Raw genomic sequence first — 1,366 nt, forward strand, 5'->3', positions numbered from 1 at the left:
CTGCTGACCGGGGCGTCCGTGTCGACTGAGACCGAGAGGATGCTCACTGAGATCGACGGAATCGCCCTGAGGATGCCCTACCAGGCGGAATCCACTGCCCGGCAGAAGATCAACCAGGGACGGATGGACTACGTCGACATCCACCTCTCACACGTGGCCCAGCAGGTGTGGGAGGGCTACTACGGCGAGGTGAACGTCGCGGTCGTCGAAGTTTCCGGTATCACCGAGACCGGCGAGCTGATCCCCTCCGCGTCGGTCGGAAACAACAAGACGTGGCTCGACGTCGCGGAGAAGGTCATTCTCGAGGTCAACTCGTGGGTCCCGGACGCGATGGACGGTATCCACGACATCTACTACGGCACAGCGCTGCCCCCGCACCGCCGGCCGATCGAACTCACCGACGTCGAGGACCGCATCGGGCAACCGCATTACCGGGTGGACCCGGCCAAGGTCGTTGCCGTGGTGGAGACGAATGCCCCCGACAGTGCGAGCGCGCTGACCGCCCCGGACGCGGCCAGCGAGGCGATCACGGCCCACGTGCTGGACTTCTTCGACCACGAGGTGAGGCGTGGCCGGCTCCCGGCGAACACCCTGCTGCCACTGCAGGCGGGCGTCGGAAACGTCGCCAATGCCGTACTCGGCGGCCTCGATCGCGGCCCGTATCGCGGTTTGACCTGCTATTCCGAGGTCATCCAGGACGGGATGCTGCACTTGATCAAGCACGGCACCGTCCGGTTCGCGTCGGCTACCGCGCTGGCACTCTCGGAGGCCGGGATCGAGGAGTTGACCTCCAACATCGACTTCTACCGGCAGCACATCCGGCTCCGCCCGCAGGAAATCAGCAACCACCCCGAGGTGGTCCGCCGACTGGGAATCATCGCGATGAACGGGATGCTGGAGGCCGACGTCTACGGGAACGTCAATTCGACGCACGTGATGGGCACCAAGATCATGAACGGCATCGGCGGATCCGGGGACTTCGCGCGCAACGGATACCTGTCGATGTTCCTCAGCCCGTCCACCGCGAAGAACGGGGCGATCTCGTCGATCGTCCCGATGACCCCGCACGTCGACCACACCGAGCACGACACCCAGGTACTGGTCACCGAGCAGGGCCTCGCCGACTTGCGTGGGTTGTCGCCGCGTCGCCGGGCACGGGTGATCATCGAGCGCTGCGCGCATCCGGAATTCCGGCCGCTGCTCACCGACTACGTCGAGCGGGCGACGGCCACTGCGGGAGCCGGCCAGACGCCGCACCTGCTCGGGGAGGCGTTCTCGTTCCACCAGCGGTACCTGGAGTCCGGCTCAATGCGACTCTAGGACGGTCACCTTCCCGCTCTCCCGTCGGGCGGTGGACCTTCCGGGG

Annotated in this window: 1 protein-coding gene; it reads left to right on the forward strand. The window is 66.2% G+C overall.

The genetic code is table 11. The annotated features are described in order from the left end of the window. Positions 1 to 1,320 (forward strand): succinate CoA transferase (locus ACFWAY_RS53830; RefSeq protein ID WP_378516548.1); only part of this gene is annotated, 1,320 nt, incomplete at its 5' end. Between the last annotated feature and the right edge of the window lie 46 nt (positions 1,321 to 1,366).

The organism is Rhodococcus sp. NPDC059968 (genome assembly GCF_042738615.1).
GTDB lineage: Bacteria > Actinomycetota > Actinomycetes > Mycobacteriales > Mycobacteriaceae > Rhodococcus_F.